Genomic DNA, 17,518 nt, shown 5'->3' with positions numbered 1-17,518 from the left:
CCTCTATTCAACGATGAGCTTGGCAACCTGCCACGCCGAGCGCGTGTAATAGGTCTGTGTCTGGAGCTGCGGGTCGCTGTCATATGGGTAAATGATGAAAAGCGGTCCCTTGTCACGGACCGCCATGTAAGTGCCATCGCGCTTCATTGCGAGAATCACGTTGAACTTCTTGAAATCCTCCATCGGCAGCGAACTAACATAATCGTTCAACGCCACCGCTGTAACCTTTGTTCCCTTGGCACCGACCAAACGCATCAACTTATCAATGGATACGCCCTCAAAACGCACGCGACCATCATACCAGGGATTGGCAGTCTCAACGGTCTGCAGGCCGAGCGCTTCCAGCATGTCGCGGTCAAACTGGGCGGTTTCGCCAACATTGGTATTGGTAATCTTGCCGGATATCACCAGAATGGGTTTTCCTGCCGGCTTGGCAAGCGGCTCGGCCTGGGCGTCGCCATTCCACAACAGCGACAAAGACAAGCAAAAGCATAGGCAAAAGCACAGGCAAAAAAAAGATCGAAAGAGTTTCATCGCATTTCTCCATGATAGTGAAGATCAGTAAAGAGAATTGCCTAAATCAATGTGAAGATGGCACATTTTGCTTATATATTCACGTGCTTATGTAATTCGATCCCGCATTATTTCCAGTTTGTGCACAAGCCCGGCACGCGCGCGCAACCCATATCATTTTCCGTTTCGCGCCGGGCGGGTGCTCTGCCGGTTTCTGCAATCAGGGTCCAAGGATCCCGTTGGGATCGGATTTGGGGGTGAGACCACGTGGCGGGCTGATCGAGGCGCGCGCCTGTCCCAGGCGCCATTTGCGAAAAATGGGTTGACCGCCGGAAAACCGGCGATGGCGCACAGATCCGACCGGGGCAGGGCGGGCGGCGTGGCAAAGAGAAAGGGTGAGGCGGGGAGTTGACAAGCAACCTACTAGAAGGTAGGCTGAGGCATGAACATTTATTCAACAACCGCCGACGATATTCTGGCCTGTGCGAAAAGCCTCCTCCTGAAGGGCGGCTATAACGGGTTCAGTTATGCCGACATCGCCGAAGTGGTGCTGATCCGCAAGGCCAGCATTCATCACCATTTCCCCAGCAAGCGCGATCTGGTCACCGCTCTCATCCGTCGGCACCACACGGAAACGGAAGCGAGCTTCGCCCATCTTGAGGCTGCGATCGCAGAGCCAGACGGACAATTGCGCGCCTATAGCCATTATTGGCGCGACTGTATCGAGGGCGGTCAAACGCCGTTTTGTGTCTGTGCATTGCTGGCAAGCGAATTGCCGGTTCTGCCTGCGCCGCTGATTGGCGAGATCAAGGCCTATTTCAAGTCCTTGTCGCGCTGGTTGACCGCCGTGCTGAAACGCGGAGTGGCGGATGGCGTGTTTAATCTGCAGCATTCGCCGCAAATCGAGGCTGAAGCCTTCATGGCTGGCGTGCATGGCGCTATGCTCTCGGCACGCGCCTATGGCGATCCGACCATGTTTTCAAAAATTACCGAACCGCTTTTGCAGCGCCTGATTGCGCGATGATCGCGTGCCAATCCCTATGGCGCAAAGCGGCGTCAGCTTTGCCTAGAAATCTACCTTCTAGTAGGTATATTCGTTCCATAAACCGCTTCTGTCCGGAGTTTTGAGATGTTTGGAATTTCCCCCCTTGGTTGGTTGCATACGCTCGGCAGTCTACCGGCAATCCCGCTGGCCTTTTACATGTTCCTGCGCTATGGGCGCATCGTGCCTGGGTCGCTGGCCGGCAGGCTCTATCTGTTGTTCATGCTGATTGGCGCATTGACGACCTTTCTCGTCGCGCGACAGGCGGTGAGCTTCTTGATTGGTGCCGCGACGCTGTCAGTGCTGATCGCCGGGTATGGTGTTCACCGTCTCCCATTTTCGCGCGCTGCGGCGCGCTATATTGAAACGCTGCTGCTCAGCCTGTCGGCCTTTCTGCTGATGGTGCCGACGGTGAGCGAGATCCTGCGCCGTGTTCCCGATGGTCACCCGCTGGTGACCGACCTGAAGGCGCCGCTGTTGCTGGGCGCCCAGGCGGGCTTGCTGGTGCTTCTGATCCTGGGCGTCGCGCTGCAGTTCATCGCTCTCGCACGGCGAAAAGGCCGGGCCCTGTGAAAGCCCGCGATCGCGCCACCAGCCGCGCCTGCTAAGGCGCGTCACCATGGCAAGAAAGACCCGCTGGGTACCGCGGATATGCGCAGACTTTTAGCCCTGCACGAAATTGTCCGCGCGCAGCAAAGCCCAATGGCTTGCCTGCTTCTCCAGCCATGCTTCGAGCCTTATTTCTAGCCGTCGTGGCGCTCCAGATAGGGCAATTCATCAGGCTCTATCGTGCCGGCAATGGTTTGAACGCGCAGCATCGCCCGTTCATGCGAAATCTGCAGATGATAAACCAGTGCCGCCTGTGCGCCCTTGAGATCCCCGGATTGCAAGGCGCCGACAATCGCCAGATGCTCTGGTAGAAATGGCTCTGTCGCAAACAGTCCCGAGGTCCACTGATACAGGAAGTGGTGGGCGACCAACAAGGTCTGCGGCAGTCGCACCGCTTCCAAAAGCGCCCGGTTGTCACAATATCCAAGCAGCTCGACATGGAGCTCCTGTTCCAGCGCGTCCAGCGTCGCCGCGCTCACCCGCGCGGCGAGCACGGCCGCGTTGAGATTGGCGCGCAGCCTGATGAGCAGACCCTCGGGCAGGCGCGGCAACGCCTTTTCAAGCGCCAGCGGCTCCAGGACCCAGCGGAGTTCGAAAAGATCATGCAGGCGCTTGTCGGTCAGTGCAGGTGCAAGCCAGCGACCGCCTTCCGCCTTATCGATGATGCCCCGCTGCTGCAACCGTGCCACCACGTCACGCGCCACCGTGCGACTAACACCATAATGCTTGGCCAGCGCCAGTTCATTGACCCGCCAGCTGGCAATTGACGTGCGGGCGAAAATCTCCCGCTCAATCTCGCTATAGATGCGTTGCCAGCTGGGCAGGAACTGAATGGGGCCGCGCTTGGCAATGCCGCCCTCATGATAGCCTCTCCCGCCCGCCGCTGCTGACACCACATAACCGCGGCGGCCCTGCTCCTTCGCAAGCAGGCCCTGCGCTGCAAGTTCGACAAGTGCCTGGCGCGCGGGAGCGCGACTGATACCGAAATGCTGCGCCACCCAGGTTTCGGACAGGCGCTGGCCTTCGGCCAGATCACCATTGGCAATGTCGACCGCAAGCCTGTCGCGCGCACTCTGATAAAGCTTGGGCGCAGCGCCTCGCATTAAATTTTCCTTCCGCTGATCGACCGCAGCAATGGCGCTATCCGCACATGCGCATTTGTCCAAGCCAGGACTGCAGCCAGTTTCCTTTCAAGAAAGACCACGTTCAACCCATTGCGTAAAGTCGCTTTTCTGACATTTCCAGTGGTCAGCCGCTGATGACGGTGCAAGTCAAGACGCAATCTTCGGTGGCCGCACTCCTTCGAAGGATTTGCCGGTGGCTTGCGTTGACAGAGAATATCGTATAGTGCATGCATAGTACATTATGAGCTGGAGGAGTATCATAGTGCAGCAGTCAGACGACGAGACCGCCTTTTCCCTCGCCGCGCTTGAGCGGTTTTGCATGGCAATTTTTTCGGCCTGTGGCGCTGATGACGCGACCGCAGATGCCGCAACCCGCGCCATGATGCACGGCACTCGGCTGGGCGTAGACAGTCATGGCGTCCGGCTTCTGTCGCATTATGTCACCGCACTGGTTGGGGGGCGTGTGAACAAGACCCCAATGCTTCGGGCTGTCCGCAGTTTCGGCGCCATCGAAACGCTCGATGCCGATGATGCCCATGGCGCCCTTGCCGCTTTTACCGCCATGGCGCGGGCCACCACGCTCGCCGATCAGTTTGGTATCGGCGCTGTCGCCATTCAGAACAGCTCGCATTTTGCCGCCGCCGGCGCCTATGCCCTTGAGGCTGCACGCCAGGGCTATATCGGTATCGCGGTCTGCAATTCCGACAGCTTCGTGCGGCTGCATGATGGTGCCATGCGATTTCACGGCACCAACCCTATCGCCGTCGGCGTTCCCACCCCCGGCGCCCAGCCCTGGTTGCTCGATATGGCCACAAGTTCAATCCCCTATAACCGCGTCATGCTCTATCAGAGCCTTGGCATCCCGCTGCCCCACGGCGTCGCCTCCGATAGGGATGGCGTCGACACGCTTGAGGCTACAAATGCCGCAATGCTGGCGCCCCTGGGTGGCGAATTCGGCTTCAAGGGGGCAGCGCTGGCCGGGCTTGCCGAAATTCTCAGTGCCGTTCTCACCGGAATGACGTTGAGTTTCGATATCGCGCCAATGGGCGGACCGGATTTTTCCACCCCCCGCAAAATGGGGGCTTTTGTCCTTGCGCTGAAGCCGGAGGCCTTCATTGACCCTGCGGTGTTTGATGCCGGCATGACCCGCTATCTTGACATGCTGCGCACGTCGCCGGCTCGAGAGTCCCTAACTGTCATGGCACCGGGCGATCGCGAATGGCGGGTCGCAGAACAGCGGGAACAGCAGGGCGTGAAGATCGATCCGGTGACGCTCACGTCATTTGCCGATCTGGCGGCGCGTTTTCGGGTCGCTCCGCCCGCCAGGCTTGAACAAACGCGCTGATCGGCGCCCGCTGCCCCTCATTGCTGAGCGAAGATACATCCCGGGAGGAAATTGGGAATGGACACTTCAAAAGCGCCTTTCGGTGCCACACGCTTTCGCTATTTCATTCTTTTCATGTGCTTTATCGGCATTGCGATCAATTATCTTGACCGTGCCAATATGAGCGTTGCTCTGCCGTTCATCGATCAGGAACTTGGCCTCAACCTCACAAATACCCAAAAGGGGCTGATCCTGGGTGCGTTTTTCTGGGCCTATGACGGCATGATGCTGTTTGCCGGCTGGATCACCGACAAGCTGGGCGCGCGCAAAAGCTTTTCACTTGCCGCCGTGTGGTGGTCGGTCTTCACGGCGCTGACGCCGCTTGCCAACAGCTTCTGGAGCTTTTTCACCGTCCGCTTCTTTCTCGGCGCCGGCGAGGCGCCGGCCTATCCCGCAGCAACCAAAGCGGCATCGCGCTGGTTTCCGAGAAACGAACGCGCCTTCGCAACAGCCGTCATCGATTCCGGCTCGCGCGTCGGCACAGTGTTGGCATTGCCCATCGTCACCTCGATCATCGCATTTGCGACATGGCATTATTCCTTCATCATCCTGGGCGCCATCGGTATCGTCTGGGCGCTGCTGTGGTATAAAACCTATCGGGATCCCAACGACCATCCGCGCGCCAATGATCTCGAGCGTCAATATATCATCCAGAATGGCGCTCGTACCGATGACAATGACGATCTGGAAGCGCGCAAAATCCGCTGGATCGATCTGTTTCGCTACCGCACAGTCTGGGGGATGATGCTCGGCTTCTTCTGCCTCAACTTCGTCATCTATTTCTTCCTCACCTGGTTTCCGACCTATCTGAAGACCGCCCGTGGTCTCAATCTCACCGAGCTCGGGCTCTACGGCATGTTGCCTGGCCTTGCGGCGGTCGTCACCGCCTGGATCGCCGGTCTTCTGGCCGACCGGGCGATCCGCAGCGGTGCCAATGTCACCACCGTGCGCAAGACGGTGATGGTCGGCGGCATGCTGGGCGGTGCCGCCATTCTGCCCGCCGCCATAGTGGAATCGCTCTATGCCGCGCTGTTCTTCCTTGCGGTCTCCTATAGCAGTCTGGCCATTGCCGCGACCGCGATCTGGTCGCTGCCGGCGGATGTCGCACCAAGCTCGCACCACGTCGCCTCGATTGGTGGCATCCAGAATTTTGCCTCCAATATTGCCGGGATCATCAGCCCGTTCCTGTTCGGCTTCCTGCTCGATCAATTCGGGGGTAGCTACACACCCTCCTTCCTGGTGGCAGCGATCATGGCCGTGGTCGGCGCCTTTTCCTATGCCTTTATCGTGGGGCCTGCGGAACCGCTCCCCGTGCTGCCGCCGCGGCATTAGAGCATCCAGCGCCCACTTGAACTTGAGGGAATGACGCAGCAAGCCAGAATAGCGCCGTCTCAGCCGCTATGATCTGGCTGAGCGGCCACTGGATGCAAATGATCGCAGCGCATTGTTTCAACGCTCACCGCCGTCTCCGACCGCATGGCTTTTGCGATCGATTTTCATGCCCGGCCCCGTCAAACATCGACGCGCGGCAGGGATTTTGTCCATCACGCAATCACAGGATGCCATCTCCGCAGCAAGGCCGGTCTGATCGCCGCCTGCCTCGAGGCGCGCGACACGCCCAATCTGCATTGTCTCGGAGCGCACACGTGCCGCCCGCCGTAAAGGCTGCAAAGACTGCGGGTTTGCGCGCAGAGCGGTCAAACGCGTCGCCTTGCCGGGTCATCCGGCACTGATTGCGCGACGGGCGCATAAGAAGCGGGTTGAACACCGGTTGCCTTCTCAAAGACAGTGAAAACGCTGCCCATGCAAGCAGGCTTGCCGCCCTGATCATGGTTCTGCCCGACGCCACCTTTGCCAGGGCGCTTGTTCGTCACCAACCGGCTTCATTCGAGACGACCCGGCCGCGCTGCCATGAAGTTGATGCGCAACGCCGACCGAACTGCAGCCATTTTCGGCCGCCCCTCATTCAGCGACGGGCGCGTCCTTCGCCGCCATGACCTCGGTCCAGTCGTCAATGAAGCGCTTGCGCTGTGCGCCGTCCTGGGTTGCGAGCAGGGCAGGGCCAATGCGCACCGGGCGTCCCACCCCGCTTTCCATCAGCGAAGGCGGTCCATCGACGCCTACGGGCAGGCTGCCGTCGCGCGAAAAGAAAAATGCCTGTTCACGCGCCACCCGCCGCCCGCGCTCCGACAGCAGATAATCGAGAAAACGTGCGGCCAGCGCCGGCTGACGGGCCTGTTTTGGAATGAAAGCGGCACGACTTAAGACCAGCGTATAATCACGCGGCAGCACGATTCTGAGCTTGGGATTGCGCAGGCTTGCGGCATAGGCATAGGATCCGATGATATTATAGCCGATGTAGATCTTGCGCTCTTCCAGATCGCTCAGAATCGAGTTGTTGCAGCACCGCAATTGTGTGTCCACACGACTCATGCTCTCCAGCAAGCGCCCATAGGCAGTCGAATTCTGTTCGGCGTCGAGAAAGGCCAGCAGATAGCCAACCCCCGATTCCCGCAGGTCGTAGGTGGCAACATGACGGCGAAAAAATTCCTGTTTGCGCCGCAACAGATCGGCGAGTTCAGCCCGGGTGTGCGGCACCTCCTGCGGATCGACATAATCGCTGTGATAGACAATGACCGAGGGCTCGAAAGTGAAGCCATAAACCTCGTTGCGCCAGTTGCTGGCATGATTTTCAGCGGCGCGCGTATGCGCGGAGATATGGGCCACAGCGCAGCCGTCATTGGCAAGCTTCACCATCTGATCAACCGAGGAAGACAACAACAAATCACCAAAGTTGCTGCCTTCACGACAGGCTCTGTCTGCCTCCCGATACAGCTCATTGGTGACGAAGTCGGTATAATCGATCGCCACATGCGGCTCGCTGCTCTGAAAGTCGCGCAACAGGGGCTTGAGCGCCGAGGTGTCGGCCGCGCCATGGATCACCAGGCGGGCGCTTTCCGTCCCGAGCGCCGGAAAATGGGTGGTCGTTCCCTCATCCGACTGCGCCAGCGCAAGGCTTGTCAGTCCTAAAAGCAGCAAAGCGGAAACATAAAATCTCATCATTCGTCCTCCCCAGCGCTCGGCAAATCCAGTATCACCATGAAGCCGGTCTCACCCTTCTCGCGAAAGCGGATGATCCCGTCATGGGCCGATGCAACCTCTGCGGCGATGGCGAAGCCAAGCCCCGAGGCGGCGCCTGCTTTGGGCAATGCTGCATTGAACCGGCGTGCCATCTGATCCCAGTTTTCGGGTGAGATGCCCGGCCCGTCATCCTCAACTTCGACACAGATACGCCCATCAATCCGCCTGACGCGCACGTCCAGCCGCGAGATGGCACCGTGGCTAAGCGCATTGCTGATGATATTGGCAATGGCTTCGCGCAGGCTGACAGGATCCCCTCTGACCATCAGTCCGGTCTCGCCGGCTTCAAATGAGATCACCATGTCAGGGTCGATCGTCAGCGGGATCGCATGGTGAAACGCCGCGCGGCTGATCTCCACCAGATTGATGACCTCCAGTTGGACCGCCCCAGCACGGTGAATGACCATGGCATGGCTAAGCAACTGGTTGGTCAATCGTGCCAACTCGCCGGTTCTGTGTTTGATGCGTCGGGTGCGTTCGCGATCAGCGTCGCTCATGGCATTGGCATCAAGCAATTCGACCTGGGCGGCAAGAGCCGTCAGCGGGGTGCGGATCTGATGCGCTGCATCGGCAATGAATTGCTGCAGACGCACCACCCGTAGATCCAGTCGCGTCATGAAGGAATTGATCGCACCGACAAAAGGCCGCAACTCATCGGGTGCCGGTGTCTGCATCGGCGTCAGATCCTCCGGATTGCGCTGTCGGAGCGCATCGGCAAGGCTGGTGACGGGCTGCAACGCATATCGCACCGCAAGGAATGTCCCGGCAAGTCCGAGCGCAACCATGACGCCGACCAGCAGCATCGCCCCTTGTGTGACTTCACTGGCCAGAGCGCGCCGCGCCTCGGTGGTTTGCGCCAGCACCACATAGACCCAGCCTGCCTCGGCCTGATCGGCCAGCGCCCGCGCGACCGTGATCACCCGCACCTCGGCACCGCGATAGATCTCCGTCGCAAGTCTCGGCGCATGGCGCGCGGCGCCAAGATCATCATGGATATTCAAATCCGGATATCCGCTCACCACGGCGCCATCCGGCCCGACAATGCGATAGAAGATCCTGTCTCGTTCCGCAAATCCCAACAGTTCAAAGGCAGAGGAAGGCAGATTGACAATCAACTGGCCATCAATCTGCGTGACGCCCTCGGCAATTTGCATGGCCGCGCCCCGCAGCAGCTGGTCATAGGTCTTGTTGGCAGCCGTCTGGCCATAAAACCAAGCCGCAGTGATCAGAATGCTCGCCCCGACTACCAGAACAAGGCCGACCCGGATAAAGAGCCGCGAGAACAGCGAAGGTTCATGCGCTTTCATCGATCACCAACTGATAACCCATCCCGCGTTGTGTCATGATCGAAACGCCCGATCCCTCGATCTTTTTGCGAATCCTGCTGACGTAAAGCTCCACCGCATTTTGGTTGACCCCGTCATCAAAGCCGAACAGCGTGTCCATCAGCTCATCCTTGCTGAACAGCCTGCCGGGCCGACTGGCAAAAACCTCCAGAATGGCGATTTCACGCCGCTTGAGCTGGACCTCGCGATTGCCGATCCGCACATTGCGGCTGTGCCGGTCGAGCTGAAGCTTCCCGCAGACGATGATGTTGGTGGTCTCGCCGCTGTTGCGACGCAACAAAACCCGGACCCGCGCCTCCAGTTCGCGAAAATCAAAGGGTTTGACCAGATAGTCATCGGCACCCAGATCAAGCGCGCTGACCCGGTCCTCAATCTCGGAGCGTGCGGTGAGCACAAGAACTGGAACCATCTTCTTCGCGGCGCGCAGCCGCCGCAGGATGTCAAAGCCGCCAAGCCCGGGGAGCATGACGTCAAGAATGATCAGATCATAATCGGTGAAGTCGAGAATCTCGGCGGCAGCGAGCCCGTCCGTCTCCCAATCGACTGAATGCCCCACTCGCTCCAGCCGTTGATTGATTGCCTCCCCGACATCCCGGGTGTCTTCAACCAAAAGGATGCGCATTGCGGATAGATTGCATAGAAAATATTGTAGGGCAACTAAAACCTGTCCATTCATGACAGGTTCCTGACAGTTTCATCGTAGATTCAATGTATTCAGAAAGGCTATTCGTAGGAGAGAATGGTTTTTCTATATCCTTGGGAGGATATCGATTAACTGAAAGCTTTAACCTGCACGAGTAAATGCGGGAATACTTTATTGCGACCAGAAAAAATCGGTAAAATGCGTTAAAGAGGAAGTATAGTTTACTCTTCTGGCGCGGCCATCTCCCAGGCAATCGCAATCACTTTGGGAGGTCCTGCACAGTGAAACGCAATTTATCCTATGGCTTGATCACCGCGACGGCACTCATCCTGTCGGCCGCGCCTGGTCTTGCTGCGACCGCCGCGCTTGTTGAAGCGGCGCGCCAGGAAGGGTCGGTGACCATCTATGCCGCCACCGACCAGGCCCAGGCCCAGGCGGCGCTCGACGCTTTTGCCAAAAAATATCCCGGCATTCGCGTCGACTATAATGATATCGGCACCAATGGTGTCTATAATCGCGTGATCTCCGAGGCGGCGGCGGGGCAGGTAGGGGGAGACCTTTTCTGGACATCGGCGATGGATCAGGGCGTCAAGCTCGCGGTTGACGGCTATCTCGCACCCTACCAATCGACGGAAACTGCCGCTCTGCCGGGCTGGGCTGTCTATAAAGACGTCGTGTATGCAACCTCGATCGAGCCCATCGGCATGATCTACAACAAGACCGCGCTGGCAGAGGACAAGGTCCCACAAACCCGCCAGGCGCTGATCGATTTCATTGCCAGCGGTGCGTATGATGGCCGACTGGCGACCTTTGATCCGGAAAAATCCGGCGTCGGCTTTTTGATCCAGACCAATGATCTTGACCAGACGTCGAATTTTTGGGACCTCACCAATGCTCTGGGGAAGGCAAAAGGCAAGTCCTATTCCTCGACCGGCTCGATGCGTGAAACCGTGGTTTCTGGTGAAAACGTCCTGGCCTATAATGTGATTGGCTCTTACGCTCTTGACTGGGTCAAGAGCGCCCCCAATCTCGGCGTGGCCTTCGGCAAGGATTATACGCCTGCCTTCTCTCGCGTGACCGGCCTGCTCAAGGACGCCCCGCACCCCAATGCCGGCAAGCTATTTATCGATTTCCTGCTTTCACAGGAAGGCCAGACAGCGCTGGCTTCCAAGGGAATGCCCGCACTGCGCAAGGACGTGACCGAGGGCTATAATATTGACAGCCTCAACACCCTTGTCGGCGGCAATCTCAAACCCATTGCGCTGGACGAAACCCTGCTCAACTTCATGGATCCGCAAAAGCGGATCAAGTTTCTCACGCAATGGCGGGCTGCTCTGAAAGGCTGATCAGCCACCGCTGAGCCAGCCTTGTCCGACCGGCGGCCAATCACGGCAGTCAGGCCGGGCAGACCCCTCAAGGTCACAACCATCCTTCGGCGCGTCGCAAACCCGCATAGGGGCCTGTCGCAAAGGGGAGGCTGGCTGGCTTCCCATTCATCGCCCGTTTTCCCGGAGGTCAATCCATGCCGGCGGATAGTTCTACCCAAAATCTCACCCAAGCCACCGCCCGCGGCGGTCGGCACAAGACATTGCGGGCGCCAGGCGAGGCGCTGCTATTCCGCCGGCTCGTTATCGGGCTGCTGACACTGAGCGTCCTCACCCCAATCACTCTGATCGTCTATCAGAGCTTTCTCGATGGGCCGTTCTTCAGCGCCAGCGCGACGATCGGCCTGAGCGCCTATCAATATATTCTCGTCGATCCAATGTTTTATGAGGCGCTTTGGAATACGGTCATCATGGCCGTGGGGATGGTGGCGATCGCTGTCCCGCTGGGCGCGGCCCTCTCCTTCCTGCTGACCCGCACCGATGTGCGGTTTCGCAAGGCTCTCGAAGTGATCGTGCTGGTGCCCATGTTCATCTCGGCACTGGTGCTTGCCTTTGGTTACACGGTGGCGATCGGGCCGTCCGGTTTCCTGTCGATCCTGGCACGGGAAATTTTTGGATTTGTGCCCTGGAATATCTATTCGCTGAGCGGCATCGTCTTGGTCACCGGTCTCGCCCATGTGCCGCATGTCTATCTCTACGTCTCTGCCGCGATGCGCAACCTGCCATCGGATCTAGAAGAGGCGGCGCGCATCAGCGGCGCTCCGATCTGGCGTGTTTGCTGCGATGTCACCGTGCCGATGGTGCTGCCAGCCCTGATCTTCGCCACTGCGCTTAATCTGCTGATTGGCTTCGAGATGTTCGGCGTTCCTCTGGTGCTCGGCGAACCCAGTGGCATCAATGTTCTCACCACCTATATCTATAAGCTCACCACCTTGTTCGGTGTGCCGACCTATCAGTTGATGGCGGTCGTCGTGGTGCTTCTCGTTCTGCTCACATTGCCGCTGGTCTGGTACCAGCGTCGCCTGTTGCGCCACAGCCGCCGCTACGCCGCTTTGGGGGGGAAAGGCGCGCGCACCACCGTGATGCGACTGGGTCGTACCGGTCAGGTCATCGCCCTCTCGATGATCGGATTCTGGTTGTTGCTATCGGTAATCCTACCGATCGGTGGCATTGTGCTGCGGGCATTTGTCGATGCCTGGGGCCAGGGCGTCAATCCCTTCGCGCATCTGACCACCCGGCATTTCAACGCGCTGTTTGAGGTGCCAAGTCTTTATCGCGGCGTGCTCAACACCATCATCCTGGCTGTGGTCGGAGGTGCGCTGGCGGTCGCATTCTACTTGATCATCGGTCTCGCAGGTCATCGCAATCGCGATGTTTCAAACACCGTTCTCGACTATATGATCCTGCTTCCCCGCTCCATGCCAAGCCTGATCATCGGTCTGGCCTTCTTCTGGTTGTTTCTGTTCATTCCTTTCCTGGTCCCGCTTAGAACCACGCTGGTAAGCTTGTTCATCGCCTATCTGATTGTCGGGCTTTCCTATGGCTTGCGTCTTCTTCAGGGCACCCTCATCCAGGTCAGCCCGGAGCTTGAGGAAGCGGCGCGCACCACGGGCGCAACAATCACCCAGACCTGGCGCGATGTGGTCATCCCGATCGTCCGTCCCGGGCTGGTCGGCGCTTGGGCGCTCATCATGATCGTGTTCCTGCGTGACTATGCAACCGGTATCTACCTGATGAGCGCCGGCACTGAAGTGATCGGATCGCTGATGGTCTCGATGATCCAGTCGGGCGCTATGGATACCATTGCCGCACTTGCCTTTGTGAGTATCGTTCTTACCGGCGCAGGCCTCGGTCTCGCCCTTCGTCTGGGAGCCAAAATCCATGACTGAACTGACTGTCCAAAATGTTCATAAATTTCTCGGTGGCCTGCATATCCTCCAGGGCGCGTCGTTTACTGCCGAACGCGGATCCATCGTCTCGCTGCTCGGCGCATCAGGCAGCGGCAAGACCACCTTGCTGCGCTGCATTGCCGGTCTGGAACAGCCGGAACAGGGCCGCATCAGCATCGCTGGCAAACCCGTTCTCGATGGAGCCATCGGTCTGACTGTCGCCCCCGAAAACCGCAATATAGGACTGGTGTTCCAGTCCTATGCGCTCTGGCCGCACCGCACGGTGATGGAAAACGTCGCCTATGGGCTCAAGCTGCGCGGCGTCGGCAAGGTTGAAGCCGGCAAGCGCGTTCAGGCAACATTGGAGAAAATCGGCCTTGGTCATCTCGCGGAACGCTTCCCCGACCAGCTTTCCGGTGGTCAGCAGCAACGTGTCGCCATCTGTCGCGCGCTCGTCTATGAACCCCGCGTGCTGCTGATGGACGAGCCCCTGTCCAACCTGGACGCCAAACTACGGGAAGAAGCCCGCTACTGGATCCGCAAGCTCATCCTTGATCTCGAGATCTGTGGCGTTCTTGTCACCCATGATCAGTCGGAAGCGCTTGCAGCCTCCGACAATATCCTGTTGTTGCGCAATGGCGCGATTGTCCAGGAAGGTAGCCCGCAGGAAATCTATCAACGGCCAAAAAGTTTCTATGCCGCAGATTTCCTGGGCGCAAACAATGTCGCGCATGGTGAAATTCGCCGGGCCGGCGACAATGCCGCCATTCATGGCAGCGACTGGCAGCTCGAAGGCGTGATGATCGGGCAATCCGACGAGGCACGCGACAAAGCGGTCATCCGTGTCGAACAGATTGCCGTGCATGACAAGCCCGGAGAGGCGCGCCAGCCAATGCAGCTCGACGCCTGTCTCTATCTTGGCGATCGCTGGGAGTATCGCCTGCGTTCGGGCGCATTCGCAGCCAAGGCCTTTGGAGCCAAGGAATTGCCGGAAGGGCCAGTCTGGGTCGATATTCCCCGCGAGAGCGTGTGGCTGTTTGCCCGCGCTTCCTGATGGTGACTGGGCTTACGCGACCGGGCCGGTTTGAAGGGGCCAGCGCCGAGCGACCGCGAGCAAAATCAACCGCTCAACCCCGGGCAGGACGATAGCACGGCTCCATAAAAGCCAGGGTTTGACAAATCCGCAGTTGCGCTTTTTCCGGTCGGTTTCGTCCTTTCTTTCTTGGCCGTACCGCGCCCAGGGACGCGCCCAGGGACGCGCCCATGAGCGGGGTGCGGCGTTTGCGGCACGTGAGGCTATAAGTGCTTCAACAATTGAATTGCGACAAAGATGGAGCGACACCGCGCGATCTGGCCCTTGCTATCTTCACTACTTATCCGAACGGCCACCCCGAAAAGGCGTGGCCGTTCTATCAAATGATTGCCGAAGCGACCGGCATGAGCGTCACAACCATTCAGCCTGTCGCACGTGACGGTGAGATCAGAGCATGGTTTCAGGTCCAGCGCAAAATGGCGTCGGGCACAATTGCAGGCGGCCCTGTGACGCTGAAGGAATTGTCAGATGGCAAGCATCAGCTCCTTCATCGTGTGGGTCTACGCATGTTGCTTCTCGGCCCCAACAGCCTTATTCTGCTTGATGCGCTGGCACAAATCCCACAGCAAATCCGAACAGCCGACCTATCCATTCTAAGGTTCTAGTCGGTTTCGCGGTGCCGGCTTCGAGCTTCGCAACTTGCCGCCGAGCGAGCGAGTGCGTCTTGGCGACCTCCTCTTGCGTCATGCCGAGCTCTATTCTCATATCTCAACAGGCTCATACAACCTCAAGTCACCAGTTCGAGCACATTCCGCAGCCTGGGCAAAGGGCACCTGATTGAGCCCGGAATTCTTCCGGATTTACCGGAGTGTTTGTTGAGGGTGTGATTGTCTCGCGGCGCAATGCCCATGCCGAAGCCTGTTGCCGCTCGTTTCAGTTCTAACAGAAAATCCGCCCCATCCTTGCTTGATATCCTGCAAGGCGTGGGGGCGACCGCGTCTCACCGCCGCATCGCGGACAAGACGTTCAATTCTCGTCTGCATCCCATGGTTCAAGGCCTATGAAGCAGCTGCGCTGATCCCGGTCGCGCAGGTTTATTTTTTGGATTGAGGACGGGTTTTTTGAAGGTCGGCCAGATCAATCACGATCGATGCTGCCTCGTCCTGCAAGGCGTCCTTCGCCGATTTACGGGCTTTTTCACGCGCAAGTTCGTCGCTCAAGCTGCGTTCATTGGCCTGTAGGCCATCATCAACGCTGCCGCCATCGCCATTCTCACCTTCGGCCCGCGCGCGCTTGGCTGCAGCCTCGATTTCTGCACGCCGCTCATTCTCATTGAGTGATATTGACGCCTTGTCGCGTTGTTTGGCCAGTGCGTCGACATCTTCGACGAAGCGTTGAAACTCCGGATTGGTCTTCACCCGCTCTTCATGGCGTTGCTGCAATTGGGGAAGCAGTGCCTTTGCAGCACCAAAGTTCCGATATTTTGTCGCTTTGATTTCCGTCCATGGCAGGGCGTTATCAAAACTTTCCTCGCCAACGGTCTTCAGATTGAACAGTCCGGGCAAGCGGATATCGGGCGTGACACCCCGCAATTGCGTGGTCCCGCCATTGACGCGGAAGAACTGAGCGATGGTGAGCTTCAATTCGCCAAATTTCGGTGTCGGACTCTGGGCGACTTCATCGAGATTGACCACCGTCTGCACGGTCCCCTTGCCAAAGCTCGGCTCTCCGATGACCACACCGCGGTCATAGTCCTGAATTGCGGCCGCAAAAATCTCCGAGGCTGACGCCGATCCACGATTGATGAGGACGCCAAGCGGTCCGGTCCAGGCGGCCGACGGCAGCTTGTCGTTTTCCACCTGAATCTCACCCTTGGCATTGCGCTGCTGAACCACCGGCCCCTTGCCGACAAATAGACCGGTAAGGTCGATCGCTTCGCTTAACGAACCGCCACCATTGTTGCGCAGGTCCAGCAGCACTCCGTCAACCTTTTCCTGCGCAAGTTCGGCAAGCAACCGCGCAACATCCCGACTTGCACTGCGGTAATTATTGTCGCCTTTGCGCCGGGCTTCGATATCCTCGTAAAAGGCCGGAAGTTTGATGATACCAATCTTCCGGGTCTTCTCCCCCTGTTGCAGCGTAAACACCGATTTCTGTGCCGCCTGCTTGTCGAGGCTGATCTTGTCACGCACTAGGCTTATGATCCTGTGCTGACCATCTGGCCCAGCGTCTGCCGGCAAGATTTCAAGACGCACGACCGAGTCCTTGTCGCCGCGGATCAGTTGCACAACCTCATCAAGGCGCATTCCGACAACTTCCTTGATCGCTCCGTCCTTGCCCTGGCCAACGCCCACGATCCGATCGCCCACCGATAATTTGCCCGATAGTTGTGCCGGTCCACCCGCTGTGAGTTCCCGGATCGTGGTGAATTCATCTCGCTCCTGCAGCACCGCGCCGATGCCCACCAGAGAGAGTTTCATTGATATGTCGAACTCAGCCGACGCATTGGCGCCAAAATAATCGGTGTGGGGGTCGACCGATGTCGTGTAGGCGGCCATGAACAATTGGAAAACATCGTCGGCCTTGGACTTGTTGGCGCGGGCGAGCGTGTTTTCATAGCGCTTTGTCAAAGTGTCGCGAATGGCAGCGTCGTCTTTTCCGGCCAGCTTGAGCCGCAGCCAGTCATTCTTGATCCGCTTGCGCCACAGTTCGTCACGCTCCGCAGCCGAGGCCGGCCAAGGCTTCTTGTCGCGCGCAATAGAATAAGTCTCGTTCGAACTGAAATCGAACTTCTCATTGAGCAATTGACGCGCAAACGTCATCCGCTCATCAACGCGCTCGCCATAAATGTTGTAGATCGCGAAGGGAATGCTCAAGTCCTGGTTCTTGATCCCATCGTCGATCTCTTTGCTGCGCGTTTTGAAACTCTCAACATCAGCCTGTAAGAAAATCAGACGATCAGGGTCGAGATCATCAATGAAACGGTCCATGATGCGCGCCGACAGCTTATCGTCGAGGCTGACCGGTTTGTAATGAAAACGCTGAAGAAACTCCGCCGTCAATTGCGCGGCTTCGGCCTGTTGCTGTGTGGGTTTGAGGACAGGCGCACTGCTTGTCTCGAGTGCTTTTACCGGGGAAACAATCGCCAGAAGGAGAAAGAGAGAGATAAAACCAGTACGCAAACTTTTGTCCCGCTATTGGTGCTTCAGCATCGCTTGAGCAAACTACTTGAAGCAATTAGTGCCGTTTGGCAACCTGTTCGACAGGGATACACCCCGCCAATACTGCGCTTTGTTCGATAAAGGGGAATTGGGCCGATGGCGCGACGCACAGAATTTCGCCGCATCCCACTGTCACCTTGCGGCGTCTTCTTCCCAGCGGCGCGCCAAACAGGATGGGTTTCGCCTCA

Annotated in this window: 16 protein-coding genes and 1 pseudogene; 8 read left to right on the top strand and 9 right to left on the bottom strand. The window is 58.3% G+C overall.

Annotated features, from left to right (window positions below; genetic code table 11):
• Positions 1–3: 3 nt before the first annotated feature.
• Positions 4–534, bottom strand: a complete 531-nt coding sequence (locus QBD00_RS19730) for an oxidoreductase (protein ID WP_151094374.1) — start codon at positions 532–534, stop codon at positions 4–6.
• 421 nt (positions 535–955) lie between these two features.
• Between QBD00_RS19730 and QBD00_RS19725 the strand changes: the two genes are divergently transcribed.
• Positions 956–1,537, top strand: a complete 582-nt coding sequence (locus tag QBD00_RS19725) for a TetR/AcrR family transcriptional regulator (protein WP_318580332.1) — start codon at positions 956–958, stop codon at positions 1,535–1,537.
• A gap of 105 nt (positions 1,538–1,642) precedes the next feature.
• On the top strand, positions 1,643–2,128 hold the full coding sequence (locus QBD00_RS19720) for a hypothetical protein (protein ID WP_151094370.1): 486 nt from the start codon (positions 1,643–1,645) through the stop codon (positions 2,126–2,128).
• Between the two features lie 170 nt (positions 2,129–2,298).
• Here the strand turns inward: QBD00_RS19720 and QBD00_RS19715 are convergent, their stop codons facing one another.
• Positions 2,299–3,267, bottom strand: coding sequence for a GntR family transcriptional regulator (locus tag QBD00_RS19715; protein ID WP_318580331.1), 969 nt, complete (start codon positions 3,265–3,267; stop codon positions 2,299–2,301).
• 283 nt (positions 3,268–3,550) lie between these two features.
• On the opposite strand from QBD00_RS19715, the gene QBD00_RS19710 reads away from it, so the two are divergent.
• A complete protein-coding gene (locus QBD00_RS19710) occupies positions 3,551–4,633 on the top strand; it encodes an Ldh family oxidoreductase (protein WP_412535049.1) in 1,083 nt (360 codons plus the stop codon).
• Between the two features lie 57 nt (positions 4,634–4,690).
• The gene (locus QBD00_RS19705) at positions 4,691–6,004 is read left to right on the top strand and encodes an MFS transporter (protein ID WP_151094364.1); all 1,314 of its coding nucleotides are present in this window, start codon (positions 4,691–4,693) and stop codon (positions 6,002–6,004) included.
• Between the two features lie 117 nt (positions 6,005–6,121).
• Here the strand turns inward: QBD00_RS19705 and QBD00_RS19700 are convergent, their stop codons facing one another.
• The 5 genes from QBD00_RS19700 to QBD00_RS19680 all read right to left on the bottom strand — a co-directional run bounded on the left by QBD00_RS19700 (position 6,122) and on the right by QBD00_RS19680 (position 9,781).
• Positions 6,122–6,373: a hypothetical protein gene (locus tag QBD00_RS19700; RefSeq protein WP_151094362.1), complete on the bottom strand. Its 252-nt coding sequence runs from the start codon at positions 6,371–6,373 to the stop codon at positions 6,122–6,124.
• On the bottom strand, positions 6,370–6,546 hold the full coding sequence (locus QBD00_RS19695) for a hypothetical protein (protein WP_318580330.1): 177 nt from the start codon (positions 6,544–6,546) through the stop codon (positions 6,370–6,372). The genes QBD00_RS19700 and QBD00_RS19695 overlap by 4 nt, the downstream gene beginning before the upstream one ends.
• An 88-nt stretch (positions 6,547–6,634) precedes the next feature.
• Positions 6,635–7,735 carry an ABC transporter substrate-binding protein gene (locus tag QBD00_RS19690; protein WP_318580329.1) on the bottom strand — a complete coding sequence of 367 codons (1,101 nt, stop codon included), beginning with the start codon at positions 7,733–7,735 and terminating at the stop codon, positions 6,635–6,637.
• Positions 7,732–9,120 carry a sensor histidine kinase gene (locus tag QBD00_RS19685; RefSeq protein ID WP_318580328.1) on the bottom strand — a complete coding sequence of 463 codons (1,389 nt, stop codon included), beginning with the start codon at positions 9,118–9,120 and terminating at the stop codon, positions 7,732–7,734. Before QBD00_RS19685 ends, QBD00_RS19690 begins: the two co-directional genes overlap by 4 nt.
• On the bottom strand, positions 9,107–9,781 hold the full coding sequence (locus QBD00_RS19680) for a response regulator transcription factor (protein WP_151094538.1): 675 nt from the start codon (positions 9,779–9,781) through the stop codon (positions 9,107–9,109). The genes QBD00_RS19685 and QBD00_RS19680 overlap by 14 nt, the downstream gene beginning before the upstream one ends.
• Positions 9,782–10,083: 302 nt before the next feature.
• Here QBD00_RS19680 and QBD00_RS19675 point away from each other — a divergent pair, with 302 nt between their 5' ends.
• The 4 genes from QBD00_RS19675 to QBD00_RS19660 all read left to right on the top strand — a co-directional run bounded on the left by QBD00_RS19675 (position 10,084) and on the right by QBD00_RS19660 (position 14,774).
• On the top strand, positions 10,084–11,148 hold the full coding sequence (locus tag QBD00_RS19675; protein ID WP_318580327.1) for an ABC transporter substrate-binding protein: 1,065 nt from the start codon (positions 10,084–10,086) through the stop codon (positions 11,146–11,148).
• Positions 11,149–11,390: 242 nt separating this feature from the next.
• Positions 11,391–13,076 carry an ABC transporter permease gene (locus QBD00_RS19670; protein ID WP_151094535.1) on the top strand — a complete coding sequence of 562 codons (1,686 nt, stop codon included), beginning with the start codon at positions 11,391–11,393 and terminating at the stop codon, positions 13,074–13,076.
• Positions 13,069–14,130 carry an ABC transporter ATP-binding protein gene (locus QBD00_RS19665; RefSeq protein WP_151094356.1) on the top strand — a complete coding sequence of 354 codons (1,062 nt, stop codon included), beginning with the start codon at positions 13,069–13,071 and terminating at the stop codon, positions 14,128–14,130. The genes QBD00_RS19670 and QBD00_RS19665 overlap by 8 nt, the downstream gene beginning before the upstream one ends.
• A 248-nt stretch (positions 14,131–14,378) precedes the next feature.
• Positions 14,379–14,774 carry a hypothetical protein gene (locus QBD00_RS19660; protein WP_318580326.1) on the top strand — a complete coding sequence of 132 codons (396 nt, stop codon included), beginning with the start codon at positions 14,379–14,381 and terminating at the stop codon, positions 14,772–14,774.
• Here QBD00_RS19660 and QBD00_RS19655 read toward each other — a convergent pair.
• Positions 14,701–14,969, bottom strand: a pseudogene (locus tag QBD00_RS19655) (helix-turn-helix domain-containing protein). The gene QBD00_RS19660 and the pseudogene QBD00_RS19655 sit on opposite strands and share 74 nt — an antisense overlap.
• A 234-nt stretch (positions 14,970–15,203) precedes the next feature.
• Positions 15,204–17,291 carry a carboxy terminal-processing peptidase gene (locus tag QBD00_RS19650; RefSeq protein ID WP_151094350.1) on the bottom strand — a complete coding sequence of 696 codons (2,088 nt, stop codon included), beginning with the start codon at positions 17,289–17,291 and terminating at the stop codon, positions 15,204–15,206.
• Between the last annotated feature and the right edge of the window lie 227 nt (positions 17,292–17,518).

It is taken from the genome of Ochrobactrum sp. AN78 (assembly GCF_029909885.1).
In the GTDB taxonomy this organism is placed as follows: Bacteria; Pseudomonadota; Alphaproteobacteria; order Rhizobiales; family Rhizobiaceae; genus Brucella; species Brucella quorumnocens.
This window is presented reverse-complemented; position numbering and strand designations above follow the sequence as displayed.

Bases quoted from the DNA above. Each gene is read 5' to 3' on its own strand.
- QBD00_RS19725 (WP_318580332.1), top strand. From the start codon at position 956: ATGAACATTTATTCAACAACCGCCGACGATATTCTGGCCTGTGCGAAA.
- QBD00_RS19680 (WP_151094538.1), bottom strand. From the start codon at position 9,781: ATGCGCATCCTTTTGGTTGAAGACACCCGGGATGTCGGGGAGGCAATC.
- QBD00_RS19730 (WP_151094374.1), bottom strand. From the start codon at position 534: ATGAAACTCTTTCGATCTTTTTTTTGCCTGTGCTTTTGCCTATGCTTT.
- QBD00_RS19720 (WP_151094370.1), top strand. From the start codon at position 1,643: ATGTTTGGAATTTCCCCCCTTGGTTGGTTGCATACGCTCGGCAGTCTA.
- QBD00_RS19665 (WP_151094356.1), top strand. From the start codon at position 13,069: ATGACTGAACTGACTGTCCAAAATGTTCATAAATTTCTCGGTGGCCTG.
- QBD00_RS19690 (WP_318580329.1), bottom strand. From the start codon at position 7,735: ATGATGAGATTTTATGTTTCCGCTTTGCTGCTTTTAGGACTGACAAGC.
- QBD00_RS19705 (WP_151094364.1), top strand. From the start codon at position 4,691: ATGGACACTTCAAAAGCGCCTTTCGGTGCCACACGCTTTCGCTATTTC.
- QBD00_RS19685 (WP_318580328.1), bottom strand. From the start codon at position 9,120: ATGAAAGCGCATGAACCTTCGCTGTTCTCGCGGCTCTTTATCCGGGTC.
- QBD00_RS19715 (WP_318580331.1), bottom strand. From the start codon at position 3,267: ATGCGAGGCGCTGCGCCCAAGCTTTATCAGAGTGCGCGCGACAGGCTT.